General features: G+C 58.4%; 17 protein-coding genes and 5 tRNA genes. 12 read left to right on the top strand and 10 right to left on the bottom strand.

The window, feature by feature from the left end; all coding sequences use genetic code 11:
* Window positions 1–244: 244 nt before the first annotated feature.
* Entirely contained in the window at window positions 245–1,399 is a 1,155-nt protein-coding gene (locus HMPREF2547_RS07560; protein WP_049190237.1) for a CAF17-like 4Fe-4S cluster assembly/insertion protein YgfZ, read from the bottom strand.
* Between the two features lie 80 nt (window positions 1,400–1,479).
* Between HMPREF2547_RS07560 and HMPREF2547_RS07555 the strand changes: the two genes are divergently transcribed.
* Window positions 1,480–2,367: an aminodeoxychorismate lyase gene (locus tag HMPREF2547_RS07555; RefSeq protein ID WP_070605383.1), complete on the top strand. Its 888-nt coding sequence runs from the start codon at window positions 1,480–1,482 to the stop codon at window positions 2,365–2,367.
* A gap of 77 nt (window positions 2,368–2,444) precedes the next feature.
* On the opposite strand, the gene HMPREF2547_RS07550 is transcribed toward HMPREF2547_RS07555, so the two are convergent.
* The gene (locus HMPREF2547_RS07550) at window positions 2,445–3,125 is read right to left on the bottom strand and encodes a heme-binding beta-barrel domain-containing protein (protein WP_016421386.1); all 681 of its coding nucleotides are present in this window, start codon (window positions 3,123–3,125) and stop codon (window positions 2,445–2,447) included.
* A gap of 101 nt (window positions 3,126–3,226) precedes the next feature.
* A complete protein-coding gene (locus HMPREF2547_RS07545) occupies window positions 3,227–4,084 on the bottom strand; it encodes an LmeA family phospholipid-binding protein (RefSeq protein ID WP_016421385.1) in 858 nt (285 codons plus the stop codon).
* Between the two features lie 81 nt (window positions 4,085–4,165).
* On the opposite strand from HMPREF2547_RS07545, the gene mshD reads away from it, so the two are divergent.
* The 6 genes from mshD (at window position 4,166) to HMPREF2547_RS07515 (ending at window position 10,647) form a co-directional block, all read left to right on the top strand.
* A complete protein-coding gene (gene mshD, locus HMPREF2547_RS07540; RefSeq protein ID WP_070605379.1) occupies window positions 4,166–5,074 on the top strand; it encodes a mycothiol synthase in 909 nt (302 codons plus the stop codon).
* A gap of 346 nt (window positions 5,075–5,420) precedes the next feature.
* Window positions 5,421–6,473, top strand: coding sequence for a phosphate ABC transporter substrate-binding protein PstS (gene pstS / locus HMPREF2547_RS07535; protein ID WP_049193813.1), 1,053 nt, complete (start codon window positions 5,421–5,423; stop codon window positions 6,471–6,473).
* A 236-nt stretch (window positions 6,474–6,709) separates the two neighbouring features.
* Window positions 6,710–7,753 carry a phosphate ABC transporter permease subunit PstC gene (pstC, locus tag HMPREF2547_RS07530; RefSeq protein WP_049181149.1) on the top strand — a complete coding sequence of 348 codons (1,044 nt, stop codon included), beginning with the start codon at window positions 6,710–6,712 and terminating at the stop codon, window positions 7,751–7,753.
* Window positions 7,754–7,830: 77 nt separating this feature from the next.
* The gene (pstA, locus tag HMPREF2547_RS07525) at window positions 7,831–8,724 is read left to right on the top strand and encodes a phosphate ABC transporter permease PstA (protein WP_070605402.1); all 894 of its coding nucleotides are present in this window, start codon (window positions 7,831–7,833) and stop codon (window positions 8,722–8,724) included.
* A 48-nt stretch (window positions 8,725–8,772) separates the two neighbouring features.
* Window positions 8,773–9,549, top strand: coding sequence for a phosphate ABC transporter ATP-binding protein PstB (gene pstB, locus HMPREF2547_RS07520; RefSeq protein ID WP_049193811.1), 777 nt, complete (start codon window positions 8,773–8,775; stop codon window positions 9,547–9,549).
* A 267-nt stretch (window positions 9,550–9,816) separates the two neighbouring features.
* On the top strand, window positions 9,817–10,647 hold the full coding sequence (locus HMPREF2547_RS07515; protein ID WP_049193810.1) for a hypothetical protein: 831 nt from the start codon (window positions 9,817–9,819) through the stop codon (window positions 10,645–10,647).
* 345 nt (window positions 10,648–10,992) lie between these two features.
* Here the strand turns inward: HMPREF2547_RS07515 and phoU are convergent, their stop codons facing one another.
* The 6 genes from phoU to HMPREF2547_RS07485 form a co-directional block, all read right to left on the bottom strand.
* Entirely contained in the window at window positions 10,993–11,730 is a 738-nt protein-coding gene (gene phoU / locus HMPREF2547_RS07510) for a phosphate signaling complex protein PhoU (protein ID WP_080969597.1), read from the bottom strand.
* A gap of 90 nt (window positions 11,731–11,820) precedes the next feature.
* Window positions 11,821–12,978 (bottom strand): tRNA dihydrouridine synthase DusB, encoded by a 1,158-nt coding sequence (gene dusB, locus HMPREF2547_RS07505; RefSeq protein ID WP_070605400.1) that lies wholly within the window; start codon window positions 12,976–12,978, stop codon window positions 11,821–11,823.
* A 132-nt stretch (window positions 12,979–13,110) separates the two neighbouring features.
* Window positions 13,111–14,850: a thiol reductant ABC exporter subunit CydC gene (gene cydC, locus HMPREF2547_RS07500; RefSeq protein WP_070605376.1), complete on the bottom strand. Its 1,740-nt coding sequence runs from the start codon at window positions 14,848–14,850 to the stop codon at window positions 13,111–13,113.
* Entirely contained in the window at window positions 14,847–16,397 is a 1,551-nt protein-coding gene (locus tag HMPREF2547_RS07495) for an ABC transporter ATP-binding protein/permease (RefSeq protein ID WP_080969598.1), read from the bottom strand. Before HMPREF2547_RS07495 ends, cydC begins: the two co-directional genes overlap by 4 nt.
* Window positions 16,398–16,426: 29 nt before the next feature.
* The gene (gene cydB, locus HMPREF2547_RS07490; protein WP_070605374.1) at window positions 16,427–17,443 is read right to left on the bottom strand and encodes a cytochrome d ubiquinol oxidase subunit II; all 1,017 of its coding nucleotides are present in this window, start codon (window positions 17,441–17,443) and stop codon (window positions 16,427–16,429) included.
* A 19-nt stretch (window positions 17,444–17,462) separates the two neighbouring features.
* The gene (locus HMPREF2547_RS07485) at window positions 17,463–19,052 is read right to left on the bottom strand and encodes a cytochrome ubiquinol oxidase subunit I (RefSeq protein WP_049190245.1); all 1,590 of its coding nucleotides are present in this window, start codon (window positions 19,050–19,052) and stop codon (window positions 17,463–17,465) included.
* Between the two features lie 202 nt (window positions 19,053–19,254).
* On the opposite strand from HMPREF2547_RS07485, the gene HMPREF2547_RS07480 reads away from it, so the two are divergent.
* Window positions 19,255–19,327: transfer RNA gene (locus HMPREF2547_RS07480), tRNA-Lys, on the top strand.
* Window positions 19,328–19,403: 76 nt separating this feature from the next.
* On the opposite strand, the gene HMPREF2547_RS07475 is transcribed toward HMPREF2547_RS07480, so the two are convergent.
* Window positions 19,404–19,934 carry an NUDIX hydrolase gene (locus HMPREF2547_RS07475; protein WP_016421372.1) on the bottom strand — a complete coding sequence of 177 codons (531 nt, stop codon included), beginning with the start codon at window positions 19,932–19,934 and terminating at the stop codon, window positions 19,404–19,406.
* Between the two features lie 200 nt (window positions 19,935–20,134).
* Between HMPREF2547_RS07475 and HMPREF2547_RS07470 the strand changes: the two genes are divergently transcribed.
* From HMPREF2547_RS07470 to HMPREF2547_RS07455, 4 genes are all read left to right on the top strand, one after another.
* Window positions 20,135–20,210: transfer RNA gene (locus tag HMPREF2547_RS07470), tRNA-Glu, on the top strand.
* A 14-nt stretch (window positions 20,211–20,224) separates the two neighbouring features.
* Window positions 20,225–20,298, top strand: a tRNA-Asp gene (locus HMPREF2547_RS07465).
* Window positions 20,299–20,780: 482 nt separating this feature from the next.
* A tRNA-Asp gene (locus tag HMPREF2547_RS07460) sits at window positions 20,781–20,857 on the top strand.
* Window positions 20,858–20,876: 19 nt separating this feature from the next.
* Window positions 20,877–20,949 (top strand) — tRNA-Phe (locus tag HMPREF2547_RS07455).
* The last annotated feature ends 102 nt before the right edge of the window (window positions 20,950–21,051 follow it).

The following is a 21,051-nucleotide window of genomic DNA, read 5'->3' as shown; positions in this document are numbered from 1 at the left end:
GTAATCCGTGGGACGGCACGGGGATACGGCCGACCCACTTATGTCTTATTGCGTTAATTCCTGTAAGACACCATAGCTGATTTTTAGACGAAGGGGTTACGCGGGGAGGCCCATAGTGGGTCGTGTCCTCGCGCTCAGGCAACTCAATATGCGTAGTGACCTGGGGAAATGTCCTTTCTGAAAAAGAATGGAAAAAGTTATTTTTTCACCACTCTGTCTGGTGGCTTTACCTATTTCCTGTTACCTATTTCCCACGCAGGCGGTTGATGGCCACACGGCCCGGCGGCAGCTGCTCAACGCGGTCGATGGAGGAAGGGTCGACGGCCACGGCGCAGTCACCCACCACAAGGCCCTCGCGCTCCTGAGCTGAGCGTTTAAGCAGAGCCAAAGCAATCGGGCCGTAATCGGCATGTTGCACGACGGTGCCCACGCGGCCCACGGCGCGCTTGCCCATCATCACTGGATTGCCGGTTTCCGGCAGGGTGGCCGAGCCGTCGAGCTGCAGCATCACCAAAACTCGTGGGGAGCGACCAACATTGTGGACACGTGATACCGTCTCTTGGCCGCGATAGCAGCCCTTGTCCAAGTGCACGGCAGCCGTGTCGAATTCAGAAGCAATCCAGCGGGGAGCCTCATGCGGAATCATCTTCTCGTCTACGTCGATTCCCAGCTCGGGCCGCAAGGAGACTACGCGTTCGGCCTCCCAGCCCATCAGGCCGACTGGGGAGGCGCCAGCGGCCACCAGCGCGTCCCAAGCACCGACTAAATCCTGTCGGCGTACGAGCACATCCACACGCCCGCCGCGTGGCCACGGCAGGTGCCGGACGTAGGAATGTCCCACAGTCGTAGCTTTACCCACCTGCGGGAATGCGAGACCAGCGGCTACCAGGACCTCAGGGGCATTCGGCCCCATGACGGAAATAATCGCCCTTTCTACCTCAGCAATTTCCACCTTGGACCAGAACACCATCATGTTCAGGTACTTCAACAGGGAGTCGAAGCCGGCAGGGGGCACGTCGATAAGCACGGAATCGTCCAAAACAGTCAACGTCATGTGATGGAGAACGTGACCGTTTGCATCCAGGTTCAGTGCTTCAGTGACAGTGCCGGGAGCGGCTTCGTCGACCTTCTGCGAAAAAAGTGTGTTGAGGTAGGTCAGGCGATCCTCGCCAGTGACCTCAATAACGCGGTAGTACGAGCGATCTACTACGCCGCAGTCCTCCTGCAGGTGACGTTGCTCTACCAGCGGACGGCCGTAGTGCCATGCCACGCTAGCTTGCCCTGTGGTTTGCTCAACGTTTTTCGCTGAGTTTCCGTCTGGGGCGTTCTCTGAGGCCTTCTCCAAACCTTCCATCTGTCCGCCCAGTTCGAGGGCAGCGGCGCCAGCCACGTGAGACATCAAAGGACTTACATACTCAACACTCACTCCCTCATGTTAACCAGAAATCCTCAAATTAAGCATGGATTAAGCTTGTGTGCATGACGGATTCGCTTTCTTCTCTAGTGCTTATCGACGTCTTCGCAGACGGCGGCCCGGTTGCTGTCGAGGCAGGACAGCCGTTCCTCTACGCGGATGATCTCGGAGCTATTCGCGGCGACGGAGTTTTTGAAACACTCCTGGTCAGGGGTGGTCATACCTGTAATACTGACCGGCACGAGAAGCGATTCGCATCGTCAGCGCTAATGCTGGATTTGCCAACCCCAGATCTGCAGCAGTGGCGGGCGGCTACCGAGGTCGCACTACAGGAGTTGCGCGATAGGTCAATTGAGGGGGATGCGACGTTGCGGTGGGTGTACTCGCGTGGTCGTGAGTCCACCGGAGAGCCGACTGGCTACGTTTTGGCTAGCTCCGCGGAAAAGGTGGCGGAAAACCGTCTGAAGCCGGTATCGGTCATGCTTGCAGAGCGCGGTTTCGCGCTCGACCTTGGCTCCCGTGCACCGTGGGCGCTCATCGGCGCGAAAACGTTGTCATACGCAGCTAATATGGCCGCTTTGCGCTATGCCAAGTCCAAGGGTTTTGACGATGTCATCTTCACGTCCGCAGAGGGCAAGCTCTTGGAAGGCCCAACATCGACCATCATCGTTCAGCGCGGCAATGAACTGCTGACTCCCAACCCCGGTGAAGGAGTGCTGCCGGGCACAACTCAGGCAGCGCTGTTTGAAACAGCCGCCAACTGCGGCTGGGAAGTCACCCCGACGGTCCTGGTGCCCGGGGACCTATTCACCGCCGATGCGGTATGGCTGGTGTCTTCGGTGCGTATCGCGGTCGTGGTTAAGTCCATCGATGGTGAGCCCATCCGGCAGCCGGATGCAATCGCGGAAAAGGAATTCCGCGACCTGTGTGACAAGGCGCTGGCGACGCAGTAGGGCCCCAAATAGTAGGGCTTGATGCAGTTGGGCGACGCAGTAGGGCCCCACAACGCCCGTCGTAAAGCGGGGAGAACCTAGCCCGCGTAGCGCTTGAGCTGCGCGGACATGCGGGGAGCGAATTCCTCATCCCGCAGGCGCTCGTCTACCCACCCGAGATCATTGTTCGGCATCAGACCGTAGAGGCGCTTGCCCGGGCCAAGGGATGCAGGACCGGTAGCAGTGACCATTGTGGAGGCTGCCTGCAGTTCCCATGCACGCTCGGAAACCGGCTTGCCGTAGTAGATCTCAGTGACGCCGGTGGAGTGGACGCAGATGAACTCAATCTCGTCCTCGTTGTTAATGCGCCAAAATCCTGTTTCGCGCTGGTCAGGGCCGGTCGGCTTGCCTTCTTCGTCCAGCTTCCAGATGCGCGACTCATACTTCAGGTAGTTCTCGCCATCGTGGCTGAAAATGAGCTGCTGGCCGAAGTTGTACTCGCCGTCGACGACAGTGTTCGCCTGCCCCTCACCGCGCCACACGCCGACCAGCGGCAGTAGTGCCAGCAGGCCGTCGTGAATATTCGGGCCGAAGCGCAGGTTAGCGGTCTCGTCGGGGATCGGGAGCCCCTCAAGCTCAGTGATGTTGCGCGTAGCGGTGCTCTTGGCCTGTTCGGCCGCGCGGTTGATGGCCTCGTTGCCGTCGAGGCGAGGGGCTTCCGCAGCTGCAGGCTCCTGTGCAGCGGCGTCTGTCTGGTTGCTGCCATTCTTCTCGGTCATGCTTCACACTCTACCGCTGAAGCTCTTGTGGCCATGTATGGGCTGTTGTCGCATGGTGCTAACGCTGCACTGACGCTTAACGGCGATGCTTGACGACGGCCTTAGCGACGCACCCGACAGTTCTTCTCCGGCAGCTTCTCCGTGGATTGAGCTGACGCCTCGGCATCCTGCTGGGATGTCGGCGGCATGAAGTTTGTTGGCGACACGGTGCACAGAATCTGTTCGCCTTCGATGGTGATAGAACCGCCCGACACGTACACGCGAGTCGCCGGCATGCCCATCGGTATCTCTGAATCCCGCAGCGTCAGAGCGAAGGTGTCCATGATGTGCTGCGTATCAGCCTCAGACAGCTCAGGTTTGATGTGGCTTTTAGAATCCGTTGGGGACGAGGGCGCAGAAATAATCTCCATCGGCGTAATGACCACGTCGCGGCTGACAATGCGCAACTTCGCCGTAACCTGGGTTTTTCCCTGCCATCCGGCTGGCGTGGCCTCGAAGATAGCCTCGGTCTCCCAGCCGCCGGTGGGGGAGGAGTCCTTCAGGCTCTGGATACTCAAGTCTGTCAGTCCCAGCTTGTTTCCCAGAGAGACACCGTCGAGCGAGAGCTTAGTGAAGTACTGCTTCGTCGGCGATTCTGGGAAATTACCGCTGAGCACCGCCGATGCCGGGACCTTAACGTTGGAGGCTCCGTACTCCAGAGATACCAAGCCGAAGTCGGGCACCTCGACATCGCGGATGCGCGAGGTTACGGAGCTCCATTTTCCCGTAACAAAAGAGGACAAGTAGGCCTTGCCACCAATGGCGACGTATGGGGTCATCTCCAGCTGAGCAGTCTCCTGAATATGCTCGGAGAGCTTGTACTCCGCATGGCTGGCGAAGCCCATGTCGGTGGCAATCACCAGCGCGGCAACGGCGAGGATAGAGCCACCGATCTTCTTCTGTCGTCGGGAAATGGACACACTCTATTAGTACCCCATCGCTTTTGGCTCAGACGACATCGGGGAAGTGTTGAATTCGCTGCTGTGTATAGGGTGGGGCGTATGAACGTAACCGAACTGCTTGACGTAGACACCACCGCCGCCGATACGCTACTGCAGCACGCCCACTCCGCCGACGGCGTGGAGGCGTTCGGCGAGGCTTTCGTCCGAGGGCTTGACGACGAATCTTTCGGGCATCGACACTTTGCGATTATTGAGAACGACCGTTACTTGGGCCTGGCCGCCGTTGCGCCGGATGCTGTGGAGATGGTTGTTGACCCGGAGTTTCGTAAGCAAGGAGTGGGGGCGAAGCTGCTTGCGCACATCGATGCTGAGGTCGGCGAGCGTCTGCCTATCTGGGCTCACGGTGATGTCGCCGGTGCCAGCCGCTTGGCAGAGTTGACGGGACGCAAGGTTGTCCGCGAGCTGTTGCAGATGTCCGTTTCGGGCTCAGCGTTGGAGAAGGCGGCGGGGGACGTCGATAAGCGTGATGATGTTGAAGCCTTGACCCTGACTGCGGCACGTGCGAAGTGGGGCGCGGCAGCGGTAGATCGAGCGTGGTTGGCAGTGAATAACGAGGCGTTTGATTGGCATCCGGAGCAGGGTGGTTGGTCACAGCCACAACTCGATCGCGCTCGGGATGTGCAGTGGTTCGACCCGGAGGGCGTGTTCTTTGCTGCGGATGTGGCCGGGGCGCGCGACAGTGCGGAGGAGATTTGCGGTTTCCACTGGACGAAGTGGCACGCTGAGGAGTCTGTGCCAACTGGTGAGGTCTATGTGATTGGACTGCGCTCGAAGGCGCGCGGACGCGGTCTGGGGCGATGGTTGACCAATGTTGGACTTTCCCATCTCCGGAGCCGGGGAGCGGAAAAGGTAATTCTCTATGTCGAAGGCGACAATGCGCCGGCAGTGCGCACTTACCGTGCGGTCGGCTTTGAAGTGGCTCGCCGTGATGTGATGTACGGCGCGTAAATGTGACGGTTCGGTTTATTGGAGGCGAGTTGTTGGGGAGGGGTGATTTATTGGAGAGGGTGAGCTTAGGTTTGTCTCAGTTTTAGGTGGTTTTCCTCTGTCGCGGGGCAATGATATTTGTGATTTTGGGGAGATGCTGTCCAAACTTCAGTGTTTCAGGGGCGCATTTTAGGGCCTCTTACAGGGAAAATGAGGATATATAAAGAATTACTTGCGACGTTCACCAATTGTTAATGTTCTGAAAAGGTTCCGGTTACTATCGCTAGATAGGTTCAGCGCAGTGGACCGGAGTGTGGCGGTTCCACGAGAACTGTTTCACTCATTGTGTAAACCCGGAGGATTTACTGTGCTGAAGAAGAACCGTGCGGCATCCGTCATTGGCCTGGCCGCTGTTGCAAGCCTTACCCTGGCTGCTTGTGCTGAAGGGCCAACGCTGCAGGGCGAGGGCGCTACCTCGCAGCAGCGTGCAATGGACCTGTTCGCCACCAAGTTTGAAGAGGCCGGCTCGACCCTGTCGTACAACGCATCTGGCTCTGGTTCCGGTCAAACTCAGTTCATTGCCGGCACCGTTGCTTTCGCTGGCTCCGACTCTCCGCTGAAGGAGAAGGACGGCAAGGACCAGGTTGCAGAGGCTAAGAAGCGCTGCGATGGTAACGATGCATGGCACCTGCCGATGGTTATCGGTCCGGTTGCCGTTGCCTACAACCTCGAGGGCGTTGATGTCACTCTGACTCCGGCTCTGGTTGCTGAAATCTTCGACGGCAAGATCACCAAGTGGAACGACCCGAAGATTGCTGAGGTCAACAAGGACGCGAAGCTGCCGGAGAAGGACATCAAGGTTGTCTACCGCTCTGAGGAGTCCGGTACTACTGATAACTTCATGAAGTTCCTGAGCGCAGCTGCTCCGGAGCAGTGGAAGCACGAGGCTTCCAAGTCCTTCCCGACTGCTACTGGACAGGGCGCTAACGGCTCGGCTGGTGTTGTCGACGAGGTTTCCAACATCGACGGTGCTATCACCTACGTTGAGGCTGGTTTCGCTAAGGACAAGGACCTGGGCATTGCCAAGATGGACTTTGGTCATGGCCCGGTTGAGCTGAACAACGACACCGTCGGTAAGGCTCTGGATTCCGTCACGTTCAAGACTGAGGGTCACGACATGGTTGTTGACACCGACGCTCTGTTCGCAATGGATGAGAATGGCGCTTACCCGCTGATTCTGACCACCTACGAAATCGTCTGCTCCGCTGGTTACGACGAGGAGACTCGTGACCTGGTTAAGAGCTTCCTGAAGGTTGTTCTGGAAGAGGGCCAGGGCCCAGAGCTCGAAGAGCGGGGTTACATCCCGGTTCAGGGTGAGTTCAAGGACAAGTTGTCCGCAGCGGTTGACGCTATCAAGTAATTCGTTGCGCGCAACGCGGGTGAAAGCAGAGTTGGCTCTGTTGTTACCCGATTGGCGCGAGGATTACTTCAGCCGGCCACGCAGATTTGAGCTGTAGGCCGAAAACCTGACGTAGACCGGTTGGCTTTATATATCGACACCTCAGTTGATTGGGTACCGCTCGTAGAGGGGTACTGAGGCCAATCGGTCTTCATGTGCGTTGAAGCACAAATCACTTCTACTTAGGAAATGAGATCATGAGTTCCTCGACTCCCATTGAAGGGAAGCAGGAGGCTGTAGACAGCAGTCTGTTGCAGTCCTCAGCACCGCAGGTGGATTCCTCCGGCGACGAGAGCTCGGAAGAGCAAGCCATTCAGTCCGGCGTTGTTCGTCCTGGTGACCGAATCTTCAAGATTCTGGCGGTAGGATCTTCCGCATTGGTGACTGCTGCCATCATCGCAATTGCAGTGTTCCTGCTCCTGCGCGCAGTTCCGGCAATGTCCCGTAACGAAGCGAACTTCTTCACCTACACCGAACGATGGAACCTGGCGGATACCTCCGCCATGTACTTCGGTATTCCGAACATGTTTCTGGTGACCGTCGCGGTTTCCATCCTGGCGCTGATTCTGGCGATGCCGGTTGCGCTGGGTATTGCCATCTTCCTGACTGCCTATGCTCCAAAGAAGATGGTCAAGCCGCTGGGCTACCTCGTGGATTTGCTGGCCGCAGTGCCGTCGATTGTTTACGGTCTGTGGGGTTTTATGGCTCTCGGTCCGGCATTGGCCGGTCTGTACGGGTGGTTGGCTAAGACACTGGGCTTTATCCCGATGTTTGCCCTGTACCCAAACTCGCCGGCCTTCGAGACTGGTCGAAACCTCTTCACCGGTGGCATTGTGCTGGCAATTATGATTCTGCCGGTTATCGCGGCTACCACCCGCGAGGTCTTTGTTCAGACCCCGCGTGGTCACATTGAGGCATCGCTGGCTCTCGGTGCGACCCGTTGGGAGATGGTCAAGCTGGCCATTCTGCCATTCGGTCGTTCTGGCTTTATCTCCGGCTCGATGCTGGGTCTGGGACGTGCCCTCGGTGAGACGATGGCTCTGTACCTCGTAATCTCTCCGTCTTCGGCATTCCGTGGTTCGCTTTTCGACGGCGGTACCACCTTCGCAACCGCAATTGCCAATGCGGCACCGGAGTTCAATGACAACCTCAAGGCCGGCGCATACATGTCCGCAGGTTTGGTGCTGTTCTTGCTGACCTTCGTGGTCAACTCCGCAGCCCGAATCATTGCGAAGAAGTAGCAAGGTCGTAGGAAAAGAAACGAGAAGTAACAATGACTAGTTCAACTACTGATTCTTCGCCTCACGGCCCCGCAGACATGGTCCCCACCACGGAGTCGGCATTCACCCAGATTAAGGGTTCCCGCAAGGTAGCGGACAACGTCTCCACGGTCCTCATTTACTTCTGCATGGCTCTTGCCCTGATCCCGCTGGTGTGGGTTCTCTTTGAGCTTGTCGTCCGAGGTACCCCGTCACTGCTGAGTGGTGAGTGGTGGACTGCTTCCCAGCGCGGTGTCACCCTTGGTGCATCTGCCGGTGGTGTTGCTCACGCAATCGTCGGTACCTTGGTTCAGGCTCTGGTCACAACTCTCATGACCGTGCCATTCGGTATCTTCGTCGCTATCTACTTGGTCGAGTACGCAGGTAACTCCCGCTTGGGCAAGGTCACCACCTTCATGGTCGACATCCTCTCCGGTGTGCCGTCGATTGTTGCGTCGCTGTTCATCTACTCGATGTGGGTGGTCATGTTCGGCATGAGCCGCTCCGGTTTCGCCGTGTCGCTGGCACTGGTTCTGCTGATGCTGCCAATCGTTGTCCGCAACACCGAGGAAATGCTGCGTATCGTTCCGCACGAGTTGCGTGAAGCCTCTTACGCTCTGGGTGTTCCGAAGTGGAAGACCATTTTGAAGATCGTGCTTCCGACCGCACTGTCGGGCATCGTCACCGGCATCATGCTGGCCGTCGCCCGCGTCATGGGTGAGTCCGCACCGATGCTGATCCTGGTTGCAACCTCGCGAATCATTACCTACAACCCGTTCGGCCAGTCGCAGTCCTCGCTGCCACTGTTCATGCTGGACATGTACAAGGCCGGTAATACCGGTGCGGCATTCGACAAGATGTGGGGCGCAGCGCTCACGCTGGTTCTCATCATTGCCCTCATCAATATCCTGGCGCGCGTCGTATCCGCCAAGTTCTCCGTCAAGAGCAGTTAATGCTGGGCGCCTAACGTCCGCTATTTCAAGGAAGGTTTTTGAAAGACCATGGCTAAGCGCCTAGACCTTAACGATGTCAACATCTACTACGGCGATTTCCACGCTGTGCAGAACGTCGACCTGCACGTCCCGCCGCGTTCCGTTACCGCATTCATTGGCCCGTCCGGCTGTGGTAAGTCCACCGTGCTCCGTTCGCTGAACCGTATGCACGAGGTCATCCCGGGTGCCTACGTCACTGGCGAGGTGCTTCTCGACGGCGAAAACATCTATGGCCCGAAGATTGACCCGGTCTCCGTTCGTAACACCATCGGTATGGTGTTCCAGCGTCCGAACCCGTTCCCGACCATGTCCATCGAGGACAATGTCGTGGCTGGCCTGAAGTTGGCCGGTGTTAAGAACAAGGCTCGTCTCCAGGAGGTTGCCGAGAAGTCCCTGCGCGGCGCCAACCTCTGGGATGAGGTGAAGGACCGCCTGGACAAGCCGGGCGGTGGCCTCTCCGGTGGTCAGCAGCAGCGTCTATGCATCGCACGCGCAATTGCAGTTGAGCCGGAAGTTCTGCTGATGGACGAGCCGTGTTCCGCACTGGACCCGATTTCCACTCTGGCAATCGAGGACCTGATTCATGAGCTGAAGGAAGAATTCACCATCGTCATCGTGACCCACAACATGCAGCAGGCAGCTCGTGTGTCCGATCAGACTGCGTTCTTCTCCCTCGAGGCAACCGGTAAGCCGGGTCGCCTGGTCGAGGTTGGCCCGACCAAGAAGATCTTCGAGAATCCAGACAAGAAGGAAACCGAGGACTACATCTCCGGTCGCTTCGGTTAAACGCTTTGCGTATGCCGTAATAAGCAAAAAGAAAGAGCCCCGTACTTCACGCGTCTTCACGCGAGGTACGGGGTTCTTTTTGTTGTTGCAGTTTATGAGATTGCTGTTTGTTTCGGTGTGGGGCCGGGGGTGAAAATAATGTTTGTTTTGGGGCGGAATTGTCTGTTTGTTATCGGGCGGGGTAATCTTCCGAAGACGCAATCGAGCGTCCCCCGGAAAACTGTAGAGGGATCTGGGTAAATATATTTACATAGGAGTTATTCAATTATGGATAACCAGCAAAACGCGCAGTTCAATCCTCAGTTTTCCCCTGTGGGTGAGCAATCTTGGCCAGTAATCGCCGAAGAGAAAGCGCCGAAGCCAATTGTCGGTTACATTGCACTTGTAGTTGCGATTATTGGTTTACTCGGTTGTATCCCGGGGGCTTTGATTATTGGTTGGGTGGCGCTACCGGTTGCATTTATTTTATCGGTCGTCGGACTGTTTCAGCGCGCAACTACCAAAAAACCAGCTCTTATCGCTCTGATTCTTTCTGTGTTGGGATTGCTCATTGCGCCAATTGTATTTGTTTCTTCGGTAGGCAATGCCGTGGATGATGCGTTCAATCGGGATACGACTGCCTCTAGCCCGGATGGAAGCAAATCTGATTCTTCCGATTCTGGTGCTGCGGGCAGTAGTCGGGAGAATCCGTTGCCGATTGGAACGACCATCGAAAGTGAGCAGTGGGCCATTACTATCGATAGCGTAAATCTAAACGCTAACGATGAGGTTCTGGCGGAAAATCAGTTCAATGACCCTGCTCCAGAGGGGTTTGTATACGGACTTGTGCATGTTACTGCAAAGTACAAGGGGAATGACCCTCAGGGGCAGAGTTCCTGGCTTGGTATTAATTATGTAACTGCAGGTGGCCAAACCACGGACGAAACGGAGCTTTGGGCGGTGGCGCCTGACGAGTTTGACACCCTCGAGACGGTGTATGAGAACGGCGAAATCGCAGGTAACGTGGTAATCGTTGTGCCCATTGATGGGGCAGATCAGGGAGTTCTGGCAGTCACCCCAGATTTAATGTCAAAGAAGTCTTTTGTTGCTGTCTCTTGAGTAGCGGCTGTCTCTTGGGTCGCGGGGATGGACACGATATAAGAATCGGCATTCTCCAGACATCTAACGCGAAAAGTAATCGCACAAACAGTTACTGACTAGGTTTATGTCAGATGAATAGCGTTTACTCGCAGTAAAGTGTCATAAACCTAGTCAGTTTCTCGGTTTGAGACAGTGTTTGGCTGGGGAGGTGTTTAGCCCAGTGTGGCTTAAAAACGGCTCCACTCCGGCCTAAAAACCCGCGCCCCAGGCCAGCAGCCACCCCGACATCCCTACAGCTCAGCCCAACACCCAGCCCGCCGAGCAGCCCAACAGCCCCCCCCAACAGCCTGCAGCTTCACGAACCTACATCCGCAGGTGACGCTCCAAGGCCTGCAGGCGTTGGTTAAAGCTGCGCTGGTCGCGCTCATCCTCGAGCTTGTCCAGGTAGACATCGCGCTTGTAACCGGTGGCCAGGTAAATAATCCGGGCGGCAACCTCGACAGCGTGATCCGCGTAACGCTCGTAGAAGCGGCTCAGCAGAGTGACATCCACTGTCTGCGCAGGGGAGTGCGGCCAATTATCGTCGTTGGTCAGCGTAAACAGGTGCTGGTGAATGTCATCGATGCTGTCATCGGTCTTATCCAAGGCCAATGCCTGGTCAACGTCGTAGTCGATGAGCACCTGACGGGTTTCATGCGTCATCTGCTCAGATACGGAGGCCATCTCGCGGAAGAACCCCTCCACGGGCTCCGGCAGTGCCTTGTTCGGGTGGCGACGCCGGGCAACGTTGGCAATATGCACACTCAACGCGCCCATGCGGGAGATGTCCTCGACAATGTAGAGGCCACTGACAATCTGTCGGAGATCACCAGCCACAGGAGCTTCGCGGGCCAACAGCTCGAAGGCTCGCTGCTCCGCATCCTGGCGCAGGTCCTCGAGAGAATCAATCTGGGAAAGAACTGTTTCAGCCGAGACCAAATCAGCCTCGAAGAGAGCCTTGTTCGCAAGCTTGTGCATGGAGCCAACTCGGTCACACATCACAATCAGGCTGTGAGCCAAGTTGTCCATTTGTTCTCGGTAGACAGTGCGCATGCGTTCCATAGTAGGCAATCCTCAACAACGTCGCGCGTTAGTGGGGAGCCCCCAATTACCCCTCGTAAAGTTATGTAAACACTCGCTCAGAACCGAAGCTTAGCCACCGGAGTGCATAATCTCCGCGCCCTCGGGCACGGTGTCGTCCTCCGGGTCGTCCAGCCAGCCCTCCGGCAATACCACCTTTGCAGGGGACCCCTGTCGGCCGCGGGCGCCGTCGGCGTCCTCCGGGCGGGCGTGGGCGCTGGGGCCGTCGTAAAGCGGTGCGAGAATCTCGTCGAGCGTTGCCAGCGAATCGACGCGCGCAAGAGACTTCCGCACCTCACTGCCGGCAGGGTATCCCCGCAGGTACCAGGCAATGTGCTTGCGCAGGTCGCGGCAGCCCTTACGCTCGCCCTCGTGCTCCACGAGCAGTTCCGCGTGACGACGGATAATCCCCGCGACCTCACCAAATGTTGGTGCCGGCGGCACTTCTTCGCCACGCAGCTCGGCGGACAACTGCGCGAACAGCCACGGGCGGCCAAGGCAGCCGCGACCGACGACGACACCGTCGCAGCCGGTCTCGTCGAGCATTTTGCGGGCATCGGTGGAGGCGAAGATATCGCCGTTGCCAAGCACTGGGATATCGCTGAAGCCGGAGTCGACCATGTGCTCCTTCAGCCGCGCGATCTGTGACCAGTCAGCGTGGCCGGAGTAGCGCTGCGCTGCAGTGCGGGCGTGCAGAGCCACAGCCTGGGCGCCCATCTCGGCGGCGATGCGGCCGGCGTCGAGGTGCGTGTGGTGCTCGTCATCGATGCCGACGCGGAACTTCACGGTCACCGGGATGTCCGTGCCCTCCGTGGCCTTGACCGCTGCGGCGACGATGTTGCCGAAGAGGCGACGCTTATATGGCAGCGCCGAGCCGCCGCCCTTGCGGGTGACCTTTGGTACCGGGCAACCGAAGTTCATGTCGATGTGGTCGGCGAGGTTTTCGTCGACGATCATCTTCGCGGCCTCGTAGGTCCACTTCGGGTCAGTGGTGTAGAGCTGCAGGCTGCGGGGGTTCTCGTCGGGCGCGAAGGTGGTCATGTGCATGGTCTTCTCGTTGTGCTCGACCAGTGCTCGCGCGGTGACCATCTCGCAGACATAGAGGCCCGAGACCGTGCCTGTACGCTGCAGCTCCTGCTCGCGGCACAGCGTGCGGAATGCCACGTTGGTGACACCGGCCATCGGAGCGAGTACCACGGGGGAAGCGAGCTCAAAGGGGCCGATGCGCATGTGCGCGGACGTGGCATCGGCGGGCTTGGCGGCGCTGAGTGGACTCGTGGAGGTATCTAACACGTACAGTATTGTGTCACGCTGAACTGCCGTTTTCGAATCTGTTTTATCTGGCGGATCGGATCGCCCCGGTTAGCGCTGCGTCCGCGGATGCCTGACGACGATCACCGTTCGGCGCCCCCTCCCACCGGGCAGGTCGGTGGTATTGCGGAGAATTTCCAGGATGTGGTTCGACTCTTCGTCGAGGTGTTCGGTGGGTTCGTCGAGAAGCAGGATTGGCGCTGTGCTGACAAGCGCACGGGTAAGAATGAGCCTGCGCCGCTGACCACCCGAGAGACTGTCCGCGCCGCTGTCCAGAATCGTGTCCAGGCCGTCGGGTGCGGCATCGACCCAATTGCGCAGGCCCACGGCGTCCAGCACGGAGTAGATGTCATCGTCGCTGATCTGCGGGTTACCAATAGAGATGTTGTCCCGCACCGTCGTGGCGAAAATGTGCTCATCCTCGGCGACGAAGCGCACCAGGTCGCACTGCTGCGTGCTTTCGTGGGGCTCTCCGGCACTTGTCGCACTGCGCCACAGCTCGCGTCCGTCTCCGTCAGTGATAGTCACCGTGCCCGCAACCGGCGGGATTAGTCCGGCGATTGTTTTCAGCAGCGTGGTCTTTCCGCTTCCCGACGGCGCCGTGATCTCCCGGTAGTCGCCAAAGGTGACCTCGAAGTTTTGCATCGGCAGTTGAGCTGGCTGGGCAGCGGGCCCTTCCGCAGTATTCGAGCTGTTGTCGTCGGGGTAGCCCACGATCAAGTCTTGAACCTGCAGAGTTGGCCGAACTGCCAGGTGGTTCTGAGGGAGCGTGGACGTGTGAATTGGCGCTGTGGGGGCTGGGGACGAGCGCATGGCATCCGCTTCCTCTGATTCGCTCGCACTTGACGCGAGCGTCAGCAAGGCTTCCCTCGATTGCGCCAGTGTTTGCGCAGCAGCTGGCAGCGGACCAACCGCTTCAAAAGCAGCTAGCGGCACCAGAACCAGAACTGTCAGCCACTCGGGGGAGTGCAGCAAACCGCCTCCAGCGCCCCCGGCCGAATCCGTCACCAACCATGACGCTACGACCACGGTCAGGACAGCGGTCAACACGCTAGCCGCGGTGCTCAGTGCGGAGGCGCGGGCATTTGCTCGACCTGCGGCGTCATCGATGGCCGCAACCGTTTTGCTGGAGGATGACGCGGCAGAGACTGCCTCATCCAACTGGCCGTGGATACGCAGGCCGGCGGCGTCGGAAAGCAGCGCTTCGACGGCAGCGGCATGCGACTGAAGCGCGGCCGCGCGACGCTGACTTGAGCGCGCAGTGGTGCGATACGTCAGGTAAGGAGCAACACCGCCGGCCAGAAGCAGTCCCACCGCCAGGAGAACCGTAGCGGCAGGCGAGAGTAGAGCCACAAAAATGACGGCGATGAGAGAGGTCATCAGCGCCACCAATGCGGGCACTATTGATCGCACGACGGCATCGGCAAGTGCGTCAATATTCGCCCCAAGCGCTGTGACAATATCGGAACGCTCACGCAGCGCCAGCGTACGGTCGGCCACGAAATGCTCCCATAGCTTCACGCGCGAGCGCTCGGCGGTGCGCAACGCCACATCGTGGGAGACCAACCGGTCGAGGTATCGAAACGCAGCTCGCGAAATACCCAGCGCGCGCACAGACGTCACCGCCAAGGTGATGTCCATCAGCGGTGGCATCTGCCAAGAACGCGTAATCAGCCACGCCGACACCACGGTCAGACTCAGCGCGGACAGCAGCGTGATGGTGCCCGCCAACACCGGCCAAACCAGATCGCGGGGTTTCACCAGGCGACGAAGCGCTTGCAGAGTAGTCATCGCGACTGCACCTCCACCACGCCGTCGGCGGCCGCAATCAACAGCGGATCATGGCTGGTGGCAATCACTGTGGCTCCGCGCCGGGCACGTGCGTGCAGGAGCCTAATCACGGACTGCGCACTGTCGGTATCCAGGTGAGCTGTCGGTTCATCGAGGAGGACGAGGTCGCGGGTGTCGTCGGCAAGCTCGCGCCGAAGCGCCTCCCGCTGACGTTGCCCGAGCGAGCGCCGCGAATTGTCTCCCACCGTCGCTGCGTCCAACACTGGGCGCTGGGGCAGCCACGCGATGCGCCGCAGCAGATCCTGGTCACGGAGAATGCGCTGGCCGTCGCGAATAGTTACGGAGCCTTCCAACCCCTCGTGCACGATGCCGGCGACCGCAAGCAGCGCTGTCGTCTTGCCCACGCCGTTCGGCCCCGCCAGCACCGTCACTGTGCCTGGCTGCGCGATGGCGCTTAATTCACTTGGCCGCACGCCGTCTCGCCCCGGCGCGGAAAGGCGTTCGAACACGACCGTGGGGGCGCTGTGGACACTGCTTGACGACGTTCCTTCGGCCACCTCTTCCACAGTTTCAGAGGTGGTGTCTGTGGAGTTTGGAGTCTGGCCAGCGTCCTTGTCTAACAGTTCCGTGACTTCGGTGGCAGCGACCACACCGTCCTGGGCGGCGTGGAATTTCTGGCCAACCTGGCGCACCGGGCCATAGATTTCTGGGGCGATGATGAGCACTGCCAGGCCGGTTGCCAGCGTCATGTGGCCTCCCAGAAGTCGGAAACCGATGCCGACGGCGATGAGGGCGATTGACAGGGTGGTGAGGAATTCCAGGACCGACGCGGATAGGAAAGCGATGCGCAGGACCTCCATGGTGGATTTCCGGTGGCGGGTCGACAGGCGCTTGATTTCCTCGCTGGGGGTGTCGGCCATGTTGTGCGCTTTGAGCGTTGGCAGGCCGATGACCAGGTCGAGAATCTGACCACGCACCGTGCCGATGTCGGCCAGACGGCGTTCTGTGCGGCCCTCAGTGAGGCGACCTACCAGCCACATGAACAGTGGAATGAGTGGCAGCGTTACAACCGCGATGGCAACCGATGGGAGGTCCAACCATGCGACTGCGACCAGTGCCATCGGGGTAGCCAGCGCTGCGGCCACCAGTGCGGGGAGGAATTCCGCCACGTAGACGGCCACACCATCGAGCCCGACCGAAAGCAATGCGCGCCAGTGCGCGGTGTCGACAGTGCGAGGATCGCGCAGAGCCAGGGCTCGCAGTGCCCGGCTGCGCAGGTCTGTGGCCACGCGTGCACCCGCAGATTGGCCGAAACGCACGAGCGCGTAGGAGCAGGCCACCCGAACGAGTACAGCGGCCGTGGCTATCAGCGCGAATAATGTCCAATTAGGAGTTGCCTCACCCAGAACCTGCGCCGTAATAGTGCCGATTGCCAGCCCCAACGCGATTGTGGCACCTGTGCTCGCGGCGGTCAGTGCGCCCGCGAAAATGACCCAACGCCAGGCTGGGGCCGACAGCTTGAATAGTTTCGGATCGACAGGTGCCACTTTTTAGAAACTAACCTCCAACGGACGGTCTACTGTGAGACCTTACGTTCAGCCATCAACCGCTTGCGGAATACCCAGTATGTCCACGCCTGGTAGGCAATCACCAGTGGGGTAATCACCAGCGCGGTCCAGGTCATGATTTTCAGCGTGTAGGGGTTAGAGGCGGAATTCCAGATATCGAGGGAGACTCCGTCGGCAAGCGTCGTCGGCATCAGGTACGGGTACATGGCGCCGAAGACAACGGTGGTGACGGCAGTCACGGTGACCGCGGTTGCGGAAAAAGCGATGCCATCGCGGTTGCCTACGGTTGCGGAGATGGCAATGACCAACCCCGCGACGGCGATGACGACAACAGCCCACAGCCAGGTCTTTCCGTAGCCCAGCTGTGTCCAGATGAGGAACACGCCGCCAAATATCAGCGCCGACAGTGCCGGAATTCGAGCGGCGTTGCCGACCTCGTCGCGTAGCTTGCCGGCGGTCTTCAGCCGCAGGAACGTAACTGCGTGAAGAGCGAACACAGCCGCAAACGCAATCCCGCCGACCAGGGCGTACGGGTTCAGCAACCCGAGCAGGGTACTAAAGCCGGAGTCCAAGTTCTTGTCGGCATTCAGCGGGACACCGCGCACCAGGTTCGCGACCGCTACGCCCCACAGAATCGGCGGCAACCAGGAGCCGAAGATGATTGCGCGGTCGCACCAGGCGCGCCAGCGCTCATCGTTGACTTTGAAGCGCCATTCCAGCCCGACAATACGGACAATCAACGCCACCAGAATCAGGAAGAGCGGCAGGTAGAAGCCGGAAAACATGGACGCATACCATTCCGGAAATGCCGCGAAGAGCGCGCCGCCAGCGGTAATTAGCCACACTTCGTTGCCGTCCCATACCGGCCCGATAGTTCCGAGCATCGCTTTACGACGCGGTTCATCGCGGCCAACGAACGGCAGCAGCATTCCGACGCCGAAGTCAAAGCCCTCGAGCAGGAAGTAGCCGGCGAAGAGGAACGCGATCAGGATAAACCACAAAACGGGAAGATCTAATCCGAACATGTCAGAGATACATCCTTATCTACTTTGTGTCCTCAGTCGCGGAGACTTCGGAGTCGGGGCTGGCAGCGGACTGGGCATGGACCTTGTTGAATCGAACCGGAGACGAGATGATCGCGCCCAGATCGGTAGCGATTGGGGACGATGGGCCAGCGTGCTCGGGGTCATTGCCGATGGCGTTGATTGCCTCAGCGGATTCGGTCGGAGGTCCGGCAATAACTGCGCGGCGAATCAACCAGAACCACACCACTGCCAAAATCAGGTAGAGCAGGGTAAAGCCCACCAGGGTGATAATCACCGTGGCCGGTGCGTGGTCGGACACACCCATATCGACGGTCATGCGAATCAGCTCGGTGCGCGGGTCGCCCGCGTGATCCGGGTTCGGGTGCACAATCCAGGGCTGACGGCCCATCTCCGTAAAGATCCAGCCAGCGCTGCTGGCCAAGAACGGGAACGGAATCGCGAGGATACTGCAAGCGGCGAAAATGCGGGCTCGCTTGCCCGTCGGCACGCGCCCCTTGCGAGTAAATAGCCAAGCGAAAAACGCGATAGCCAGAGAACCGACCATGAGCCCAATCATGGCGCGGAAAGACCAGTATGTGACGAACAGATTCGGAGAGTAATTGCCTGGGCCGAAGACCGCCTCAGCTTTTTCTTGCAGGTCCTGCACGCCCTGGAGCGTGACGCCACTGAACTTGCCCTCGGCCAGGAAAGGCAGCACCCATGGCACCTCGATGAGATGCAGCACCGAGTCGCAATTGTTGTGCGTACCGACGGTCAGAATCGAGAACATTGGATCTGTCTGCGTGTGGCACAGGGACTCGGCCGATGCCATCTTCATCGGCTGCTGCTCGAACATAAGCTTGGCCTGGATATCGCCGGTGATAAACACCGCCAGCGAGCTGAGCACAGTTGTCCAGAGCCCGACCTTCATGGACTTGTGAAACGTCCGTTCGTGAACAGTATTGCTCTGGCCACCGCGGCGGCTCTGAACCAGCCACCAGCCACTGACGCCGACAACGAGCGTGCCGGCGGTAAGGAAAGAGCTGGCCACGGCATGCGGGAAAGCTGCCAAGGCAGTGGAGTTGGTCAACAGTGCGCCAAAGTCTGTAAGCTCTGCGCGGCCGGTTTCCGGGTTGTAGACCGCGCCTACAGGATGCTGCATGAACGAATTGGCGACGATGATGAAATACGCCGAGATATTCACCGCAATAGCGACAATCCAAATCGAGAGCGTGTGCATCCAGGTGGGGATACGCCCCCAGCCGAAAATCCATAGGCCCAGGAAGGTGGATTCCAGGAAGAACGCGATGAGTCCTTCAAGAGCCAGCGGGCCGCCGAAGACATCACCGATCATGCGGGAGTACTCCGACCAGTTCATACCGAACTGGAATTCCTGGACGATACCCGTGGCTACGCCCATGGCGAAGTTAATAATGAAGATGGTGCCGAAAAATCGTGTCGCTCGGTACCAGAGGTCATTTTTCGTCGTGGCCCACAGTGTCTGCATGAGCGCGACGAGCGGAGCTAGACCAATTGTCAGCGGGACAAAAATGAAGTGGTAGACGGTGGTTATGCCAAATTGCCAACGAGATATATCGACGACATCCATGTTTCCTCGACTGAAAAAGTAGACATAAACGATGCGTGTACTCCGACGGATTTGTCGAAGCCTGCATCAAGTGTCCGCAGTATTCCTGCTTATTAATTCAGTCGGACAGGAGGGGTAAAAAGTTCCGGGGCGTGAACTTATCGACTCTCGAGGGGGCAATTATCAAAAATCGGCGCGCTATTGCTAGGCTATTTTGTTGCGCGGGCCTTTAGCTCAGCTGGTAGAGCTACGGACTTTTAATCCGCAGGTCGCGGGTTCGAGCCCCGCAGGGCCCACAAGCACGAAAAACCCCAGGTCATCAACGGCCTGGGGTTTTGTCGTATCTTGCCTGTATTTTTCCTTCTGCGGCACCTACTTCTCCCGCTTGTGGTAGCCCATCCGTGGCTTGAAGCCCGCCGGGTGCTTGAGCTGCGCCACTGCATCGGCGACTATCAGGCGGAAGCGTGGCTTCATCGGTGGCATCTGTGAGATCTGGAACCATCCGACATCAGTGGATTCATCATCAGCGACATAGGGGACGTCGTCGCCAACAACACTGCAGCGCATGGAGATATCCAGATATGAGGCAACATCGCCGTTGAGGTGTTCGATAGGGCCAACGGCGCCAGTGCCAAGCAGGGCCTCAACTGTGACATCGAGTCCCGTTTCTTCCTTTACCTCTCGCACGGCGGCGTCGTGAGGCTGCTCGTCCGGGTCGATAATTCCGGTGACTGGGGTCCATTCACCATTATCGGAGCGACGAACCAGCAAGACCTCGGGCAAGGCGTACATCGGTGCATTCGGCGGAACATCGCGAATGACGATAGCCGTGACACCGGGGAGCCAGAGCGGAGCGTGGCCCACTTTTTCGCGGAGCTGAACAATGAAATCCGGAATTGCCATAGTTGCGAGCTTATCTGAGTACTAGTAGCGTCCGCGGAAATAGTAAGAAACTCCAGTTCAACCGTGGATTTTGGGAAAAGGGTACTTATCCTCTATAGTTCTTTACGTTGCCAAGAGCGCGCGCAATTGCAATGTTCATACACTGCAGATGTACGCGGAATATGCCATTGAGTGGCCAACTCTTTGCAGCGTTAAGTCGGGCTCCCATCGTCTAGAGGCCTAGGACTCCGCCCTTTCACGGCGGCAACACGGGTTCGAATCCCGTTGGGAGTACCACTAAAAATCATGATGGCCCTGTGGCGCAGTTGGTTAGCGCGCCGCCCTGTCACGGCGGAGGTCGCGGGTTCAAGTCCCGTCAGGGTCGCAATTCTAAACGCCAGTTCCGGTTGGAGCTGGCGTTTTTTGCTTTTGGTTAGTGGTGCGCTGGGCGTCGGCGTGGGTAATGGACAAAAAGTGTGTCTGATTCTCAAGATGGTGACTGGTGAGAAGCCAAAAACTACGGGCTGCAAATGTGAAACTGTATGAGTTTATGACACTTTCAGGCCATTTTTCGGGCTATTTTTGTCATAAACGTAGTCAGTAACTTGCATCGCCCCAACGCCGCCAGTCATAAACGTAGTCAGTAACTCGCATCGGTGTCACTGGGCGAGAGGGGGGGCTTTACCCGGGTTTGGTGGGGAGAGCTTTTGCCACAGTCTAGGTTGTCCCGAGACCCGGGGCTGGATGTCAGTTTTCAACTTAAAATATCCGCCATGAACTGGCGATTTGCTTATGTTCAACGCTGTTCTGTAGAGTAACAACTCGTGCACAGCGCTGGTAATCCAGAAAGTTGAGCACGGCATTTAAGGCCCTGTGGCGCAGTTGGTTAGCGCGCCGCCCTGTCACGGCGGAGGTCGCGGGTTCAAGTCCCGTCAGGGTCGCCACTTGATTAATTTCAAGTCTGGCCAGATAGCTCAGTCGGTAGAGCGTCCGCCTGAAAAGTGGAAGGTCAGCGGTTCGATCCCGCTTCTGGCCACAATTAATCCCCAGTCCGGAAACGGGCTGGGGATTCTTTGTTTTACCAGGTGTTTGTCGCGGGGATCGTGGGTTAAGTAAAGAAAAGTGTGTCTTTTCCGGG

The sequence above is a fragment of the Corynebacterium sp. HMSC055G02 genome (assembly GCF_001809065.1).
In the GTDB taxonomy this organism is placed as follows: domain Bacteria; phylum Actinomycetota; class Actinomycetes; order Mycobacteriales; family Mycobacteriaceae; genus Corynebacterium; species Corynebacterium jeikeium_D.
The sequence above is the reverse complement of the archived record's forward strand: the minus strand, read 5'-3'. Positions and strand labels throughout refer to the sequence as shown.